Origin of the sequence: Jeotgalibacillus salarius, from assembly GCF_004405125.1 — a bacterium.
In the GTDB taxonomy this organism is placed as follows: Bacteria; Bacillota; Bacilli; order Bacillales; family Jeotgalibacillaceae; genus Jeotgalibacillus; species Jeotgalibacillus salarius.
The window spans coordinates 521,956-529,640 of the sequence record NZ_SORX01000001.1 but is presented as its reverse complement, the minus strand read 5'-3'; the positions used below and the strand labels follow the sequence as shown (position 1 = coordinate 529,640).

General features: G+C 43.8%; 7 protein-coding genes. 6 read left to right on the top strand and 1 reads right to left on the bottom strand.

The genetic code is table 11. From position 1 onward, the window contains the following. Positions 1 to 495 precede the first annotated feature (495 nt). The 5 genes from speE (at position 496) to E2626_RS02310 (ending at position 5,918) form a co-directional block, all read left to right on the top strand. Positions 496 to 1,326, top strand: a complete 831-nt coding sequence (gene speE / locus E2626_RS02330) for a polyamine aminopropyltransferase (RefSeq protein ID WP_134379234.1) — start codon at positions 496 to 498, stop codon at positions 1,324 to 1,326. A gap of 12 nt (positions 1,327 to 1,338) precedes the next feature. Then, positions 1,339 to 2,211, top strand: a complete 873-nt coding sequence (speB, locus tag E2626_RS02325; protein ID WP_134379232.1) for an agmatinase — start codon at positions 1,339 to 1,341, stop codon at positions 2,209 to 2,211. Positions 2,212 to 2,700: 489 nt separating this feature from the next. After that, on the top strand, positions 2,701 to 3,132 hold the full coding sequence (locus E2626_RS02320) for a YwiB family protein (protein WP_134379230.1): 432 nt from the start codon (positions 2,701 to 2,703) through the stop codon (positions 3,130 to 3,132). Further along, the gene (argS, locus tag E2626_RS02315) at positions 3,129 to 4,799 is read left to right on the top strand and encodes an arginine--tRNA ligase (RefSeq protein WP_134379228.1); all 1,671 of its coding nucleotides are present in this window, start codon (positions 3,129 to 3,131) and stop codon (positions 4,797 to 4,799) included. Before E2626_RS02320 ends, argS begins: the two co-directional genes overlap by 4 nt. 207 nt (positions 4,800 to 5,006) lie before the next feature. Then, positions 5,007 to 5,918, top strand: a complete 912-nt coding sequence (locus tag E2626_RS02310) for a prenyltransferase/squalene oxidase repeat-containing protein (protein WP_134379226.1) — start codon at positions 5,007 to 5,009, stop codon at positions 5,916 to 5,918. 38 nt (positions 5,919 to 5,956) lie between these two features. Here the strand turns inward: E2626_RS02310 and E2626_RS02305 are convergent, their stop codons facing one another. After that, a complete protein-coding gene (locus tag E2626_RS02305; RefSeq protein WP_134379224.1) occupies positions 5,957 to 6,601 on the bottom strand; it encodes a peroxiredoxin-like family protein in 645 nt (214 codons plus the stop codon). Between the two features lie 185 nt (positions 6,602 to 6,786). Here E2626_RS02305 and E2626_RS02300 point away from each other — a divergent pair, with 185 nt between their 5' ends. Next, positions 6,787 to 7,422, top strand: a complete 636-nt coding sequence (locus E2626_RS02300) for a class I SAM-dependent methyltransferase (RefSeq protein ID WP_134379222.1) — start codon at positions 6,787 to 6,789, stop codon at positions 7,420 to 7,422. The last annotated feature ends 263 nt before the right edge of the window (positions 7,423 to 7,685 follow it).

Sequence of the window (7,685 nt, the reverse complement as noted above, 5' to 3'; positions counted from 1 at the left end):
AATCCGATGTCCTATCCGACCACTTTGGCTGCACCGCTCGACCCACTTCATGCCCCCAACAAACCAAAAGTCTGTTTCCAAAGTGCACAAAGAGCTGAGCCTACCTGACAATGTTCACTTCGTACACCGAATTCTTTTAAAAAACATCTTGAAATCTCCCCAAAAAAGTCTATACTTTTTCACATGTGTGTTTTCATTTCAAAAGAAGTGGAAAACAGACTTAGAAGCAATTTAATGATCGTTTTTGAGCCATGGTGTCATGTTCCGCTATGGTTGTATGTATAAATTTTTATCTAAACACACATTTATTGTGTTCATTCACTTCAGCTTCTGGTTGGAGTGGAGGGCGGAGACTCCCGCCCCGGAAAGGGACAGGTGAGATCCCGCAAGGCGAAGCCTGAGGAAGCTCACCGCCCGGGGGCAGGAAAGCGCAGCCCTCCACGGAAAACAGCAGCGGTTAATAAGTGCAATCTAAATTTAAAGGAGAAATGCAAAATGGGCGGATTCTGGTTCACAGAAAAGCAGACAGAAAACTTCGGTATTACAATGAAAATCAAACAAACACTTCACTCAGAAAAAACAGACTTCCAACAGCTCGACATGGCTGAAACAGAAGAATGGGGCAACATGCTATTCCTAGACGGCATGGTCATGACATCTCAAAAAGACGAATTCGTTTACCACGAAATGGTCGCACACGTACCACTATTCACACACCCAAACCCTGAAAACGTACTAGTCGTTGGCGGTGGGGATGGCGGAGTGATCCGTGAAGTACTAAAGCATCCATCTGTGAAAAAAGCGACACTTGTTGAAATCGACGGAAAAGTAATTGAGTACTCAAAGAAGTACCTTCCTGAAATTGCAGGGGATCTTGAAAATGAGCGCGTTGAAGTGATTGTAGGCGACGGCTTTATGCATATCGCCGAAAGTGAAAATATCTATGATGTGATCATGGTTGATTCAACAGAGCCTGTTGGACCAGCTGTTAACCTGTTTACAAAAGGCTTCTACTCAGGCATTTCAAAAGCGCTGAAGGAAGATGGTATCTTCGTTGCCCAGTCGGACAATCCCTGGTTCAAAGCTGATCTGATCAAACAGGTAATGAGCGATGTGAAGGAAATCTTCCCGATTACGCGTCTTTATACGGCGAATATCCCAACGTATCCAAGCGGTCTATGGGCGTTCACACTTGGATCTAAGAAGCATGATCCGTTAAAAGTGGCTGAAGAAAGATTCCATGAAATTGATACCAAGTATTATACAAAAGAACTTCACAATGCATCCTTTGCACTTCCGAAATTCGTGAAAGATTTAACTGAATAGGAGGAGCTTTCTATGAAATTTGACGAGCAGTATTCAGGAAATGTTTTTATTAAGAGTCACCCGAATTACGATGAAAGTCAGGCTGTTATTTACGGCATGCCGATGGACTGGACAGTCAGCTACCGTCCGGGTTCACGCTTCGGCCCTGCCCGTATCCGTGAGGTATCAATCGGTCTTGAAGAGTACAGCCCGTACCTTGACCGTGACCTTGATGAAGTGAAATATTTTGATGCCGGCGATATTCCGCTGCCATTCGGCAATCCTTATAAAAGCATTGACCTGATCGAAGAATACGTTGATTCTCTTTTAAAAGATGGAAAGTTTCCACTAGGTATGGGTGGAGAACACCTTGTCTCATGGCCGGTGATGAAGGCTGTGGCGAAGAAATATAATGACCTTGCGATTATTCATTTTGATGCGCATACTGACCTTCGTACAGATTATGAAGGAGAAGAACTTTCACACTCAACACCAATCCGTAAAATTGCTGAACATATCGGACCGAAGAATGTTTACTCATTCGGAATTCGTTCAGGTATGAAAGAAGAATTTGAGTGGGCGAAAAATAACGGCATGCACCTGTCGAAATTTGAAGTGCTTGAACCGCTGAAAGAAATCCTGCCAACACTTGCAGGACGCTCTGTCTATGTCACAATCGATATCGACGTCCTTGACCCGGCACACGCACCAGGCACCGGAACAGTAGACGCAGGCGGTATCACATCACGCGAACTGCTGGCATCCATCCACGCCATCGCAGGAGCTGATGTAAATGTAGTAGGTGCCGATCTCGTGGAGGTTGCACCAATTTATGACCCATCAGAACAAACCGCCAACACAGCCAGCAAAATGCTGCGCGAAATGCTGTTAGGGTTTGTGAAATAATTTTTTGTATAAGAATGGCTCTTTTTTAAAGAGGGTCATTCTTTTTTATGTATCTTTAGAAACCGCTGACCCTTTCCTTGTGGGACTGCGCTTTCCTGCCCCCGGGCGCTGAGCCATCAGGCTTCGCCGTGATAGTCTCACCTGTCCCTTCCTGGGGCGGGAGTCTCCGTCCCACACTCCAAGGGTCAGCTGAGTGTGAATCATTAAAAAGTTATAATCTTCTTCAGGTTGATCGGAGTGGAAGGCGGCGACTCCGGGACGATTAGAGGGAAGGTGAGACCCCACAGCCGAAGGCGAGGAGGCTCAGCAACCTCCGTCCGGAAAGCGTCCGCCTGAAACGTAGATCAACCGTTATTAAAAAATTGCTACATATTAGCACTCCCCGATTCAAGATTTTTCTCTACAATTCCCCTCCACATCCATTGCAATTTGCAACCACCCTCTTTTATAATAGATAAGTTATTAATTGAGCGAAACGGAGTGAGTACGATGGACAACGCAACACCCGTATCCATTCATCTAACCACAGTCATTACACAGCCGGATGGCTCAAAGGAAGAACTATCCCTGCAATCTGAAGGTGAATGGATTGAAAAAAACAACATTCACTATTTAAAATATGAAGAACATCAGGAAGCCGGCACAGTCAGAACCATTGTAAAAATGGAAGAAGACAGTGCGGTCATTTTACGCAGTGGTGCAATTAAAATGAGACTTGCATTCAGACGCGGCGATAAAATGATGAGCTCCTATGAAAGTGAACATGGAACATTGTCACTTATCACTGATACGAAATCTTATGACCACACAACGCCTGATCCGGAAAATGGGCGCTTTCAAATCACGTACGGCCTTGAAATGCAGGGCTCAAGCGTAGGTACTTATAACATGACAATTGATTACAAGGAGGCTGTGAAATGACCATTGCATTAGATGTACAGGAAAAATTGAAGCAGGAAATTAAAGATGCAGTATTAAAAGCAGGGCTCGCAACTGATGAGCAGCTGCCGGAAGTGATTCTGGAAACGCCGAAAGATAAAGTAAATGGAGATTTTTCAACGAACATGGCGATGCAGCTTGCACGCGTAGCGAAGAAAGCTCCGCGTCAAATTGCACAGGACATTGTTGAAAACTTTGACCAGTCAAAAGCTTCTATTAAAGAGCTGGACATTGCAGGACCAGGTTTTATTAATTTCTACATGGATAATTCATATCTGACAGATTTGATCCCATCAATACTGACTGCAGGTGAAGCATATGGAGAAACGAATACCGGTGCAGGTGAAAAAATTCAGGTTGAGTTTGTTTCAGCAAATCCAACTGGAGATTTGCATCTTGGACATGCACGCGGCGCGTCAGTAGGTGACTCCCTTTGTAACGTCCTTGCGAAAGCAGGATACGATGTGAAGCGTGAATATTATATCAATGATGCAGGTAACCAGATCCACAATCTTGCATTATCGGTTGAAGCACGTTATTTTCAGGCGCTTGGACAGGAGAAGGAAATGCCGGAAGACGGCTATCAGGGTGCTGATATTATCGGAATTGCCAATACACTTGCTGAAGAATTTGGTGACAAATACGTTCATGCATCGGAAGAAGAGCGTTACGAATTTTTCCGTGCATACGGCCTGAAATTTGAGTTGAAAAAGCTTCAGGATGACCTGGAAGCGTTCCGCGTACCTTTCGACGTATGGTTCTCTGAAACGTCTCTTTATAAGAGCGGTAAAATTGATGATGCGCTAAAAGTGTTAAGAGACAATGGCCACATTTATGAAGAAGATGGCGCAACATGGTTCCGTTCAACAGAGCTTGGTGATGATAAGGATCGCGTTCTGATCAAAAATGACGGTTCTTATACGTATTTGACACCTGACCTTGCTTATCACCGTGATAAGTTCGAGCGCGGCTTTGATAAAGTGATTAATATCTGGGGTGCTGACCATCACGGTTACATTCCACGTATGAAAGCAGCTGTTGAAGCGCTAGGTTATAACCGGGAAAACCTTGAAGTTGAAGTGATCCAAATGGTTCAGCTTTACAAAGACGGCGAGAAAATGAAGATGAGTAAACGTACGGGGAAAGCCGTGACGATGCGCGAGCTTGTGGATGAAGTTGGACTCGATGCAGTGCGTTATTTCTTCGCAATGCGTTCAGGTGATTCCCACATGGACTTTGATCTGGATCTTGCAGTATCTCAATCCAACGAAAATCCGGTCTACTATGCTCAGTATGCACACGCGCGTATCTGCAGCATTCTGCGTTCTGCTGAAGAGCAGGGTTTCAGCTTTGCTGACAAAGCAGATGTATCACTGATCGGTACTGAAAAAGAAATCGATCTGTTGAAAAAGCTTGGTGAATTTCCACAGGTGGTGGGCTCATCTGCGCAAATGCGTACGCCTCACCGTGTAGCAACGTATATTAATGAATTAGCAGCTGCATTCCACAGCTTCTATAATGCGAATAAAGTGCTGGATGCAGAAGCACCTGAACTGACAAAAGCGCGCTTGAATCTGATTCAGGCAGTGCGCCAGACAATCAGCAATGCACTAAAACTGATCGGGGTAGCAGCTCCGGAGAAAATGTAATGACTTAGGGATGAGGCATATTTTTACTGTCTCATCCTTTTTCTATCATGATAACCGGTTCGCTGCACTGCAGACGGTTGCTTTCCCCCTCAAATCACCTCCGTTTAGACAGTTTTGCTGTCAATAATAAAAATTCTCCTGAACAACTCATTCTAAAAAAGGAATTATGCAGAATCAACACGAATATATACTTCGGGAGGGGAAGATATGAACATTTTAACGAAACACCTGACAAAGGATCAGAAAATCGCAATTAATTTATATATAGTAAGGGATGCGCGGGAAGTGGACCGTGCTTTTCATGAATTCAGGCAGGGCTTGGATTCAGCAGAAAAAGTCATACATGCACTTGAATCCTATCAAAATGCAGACGGTGGCTTTGGTCACGCGCTTGAGCCTGACAGAAGGCTGATAGACTCATCCGTAATTGAGACGACAGTCGCCTTGCAATATTTAATGCAGTTGCCGATCAAGCCGGAGCATCCTATGGTATCAAATGCACTCAACTATTTAGAGAAACAATATGATGGTGAAATTAAGTTGTTTCCTATCGTTCCCGCAACGGTCAATCATGTGCCGCGTGCACCGTGGTGGAATGTTAATGAAGCGGGAGAGACGGGTTTTGAAAAAACGCCGGGGAATCCTTCTGCAGAAATTCTGGGGTATTTTCAGCGATGCCGGCCGAATTCCGTATTTACATCAAAACTTGAGACTGATGTAATGAATCGATTGAATGAAATTGAAGAGTGGGACATGCATGAAATTCAGTGCTACTACAGACTTGCTGAATTGACACCAAAAAAAGAGGTCAGTGCTGCAATCATTCAGAAAATTTTTCAGCTCGTTCAATTTACAAAATTACCTGAAGAGTGGCAGGGATATGGACTGCAGCCGCTGCAGTTAATTAAAAAAACGCATTCACCGTTATATGATGAATTTGAAGATCTTGTGGAAGAAAATGCGAGATGGTATGCAGAACAGCTGAATCCTGAAGGGTACTGGAATCCTTCGTGGGAATGGGGGCAGTATCCTGTTGAATGGGCGCAGTCCAGGAAAGATTGGCAAAGTTACTTAACAGTCAATGCATGTCATCCGCCACAATATTTACTACATCATTAAAAACAGCCGGACTCCTCAAATGGAGCCCGGCTGTTTGTTTAAATACTTTTGACAAATTCAATGACTTTTTCCGGCGGTGTGCGATAAGTGTAATCAGCATCGACTTCAGCAAACAGAATCTCACCTGTAGAATCAATGACAAATGTTGCCGGTTTAGGCAGTTCCCAGTCATCATTACCGTTATGAGCAGCTACATCAAGACCGGAATCTTTATAAATATCAATCAGATAATCAGGCATGCTGAAAACCAGGTTGAATTGATCAGCCACTTTATTTTCAACATCACTTAAAACCTTATATTCAAGACTGTTTTTTTCTTTCGTATTCAACGACGCGTCAGGTGTCTCCGGGCTGATGGCGACGAGCTCTGCTCCAGCGCCTTTGATGTCTGACAGTTTATTCTGATAAGCCTTCAACTCAAGATTACAATATGGGCACCAGCCCCCACGGTAAAATGTAAGAATCACGGGCCCTTGAGCCAATAATGTTTTAATAGAAACCTGCTGTCCTGCAGCATCGGGCAGAGTGAAATCAGGAATTTGATCTCCTTTTTGTAAACCCTGTGCTATACCGGATTCTTCGAGCTCTTTAGTCGCCTGAGCCATTAAGCGCTGCTTTTCTTCAGGCGCTTTTTTCTTAAATGTTTCTTTATACACTTTAATTTCCTCTAATAAAGTAGACATTTTGTTCCCTCCTTAAAGGTTCATTTTAAAACATACCAAAACAGTCGGCTTTTATCACGTAACTTGCTTCGATTAAACACAATACGCGTGACAACATGATCAATTTCTGATATTATAATCACCGTCCAGGTTAATTCCGAGTATATTGATATGAATAATAAAATTTGAATGGAGTGGACCACGAAATGGGACGCGAGTTTGTAGAAATTTTTGATGCGTGGGCAGACAGCTATGATGCATCAGTCAGCGGTCAGGATGAAGAATATGCAGCGGTTTTCGAGCACTATGACACCATCCTTGAAGAAGTAGCCGCTAAAGCGATTGGACATACGATTGAATTTGGTCCAGGGACAGGCAACCTGACTGAAAAGCTTTTAGCAAAAGGGCTGGATGTGACTGCCTATGAACCTAACAACGCCATGCGCATGCGCACGCAGGAACGCTTTCATGCTTTAAATATTTCCGATGGCGACTTTCTTGACTTCGAATTAAAAGAACATCCTGATACATTCGTCAGCACTTACGCTTTTCATCATTTAACAGATGAGGAAAAGGCAAAAGCAGCTAAAATCTATGCGTCCAAACTGTCAACAGGCGGCCAAATTATCTTCGCTGACACAATCTTCGAAACAGAAGAAGCCAAACTTGATCAGTGGAAAAAAGTAGAGCAACAGGGGTATAAAAATCTCCTTGAAGATCTGAAAAGAGAATACTACACAACCATTCCGGTGATGAACGAACTGCTGGACGAAGCAGGGTTCTCAACCTCATTTAAAAGACTGAATGAGTATGTATGGCTAATTCATTCGGTGAAGAAGTAACAATTTTTATTTTATAGAGAGTGGTACTATAAGTATCACATAGTTAATCGGAGCGTAAGGCGGCGACTCCGGGACGAATAGAGGGAAGCTGAGACCCCGCAAGGCGAAGCCTGAGGGATAAAGATTGGACCACTAAACGGTCCACCGTCCGGAAAGCGTCCGCCTGAAGCGCAGATTAACGATTATAGGACATTAACCGAATGGAAATCCCTGTACATCCCATCACCGGACCAGTTAAGATAAATATAATCACACTTTCAAAG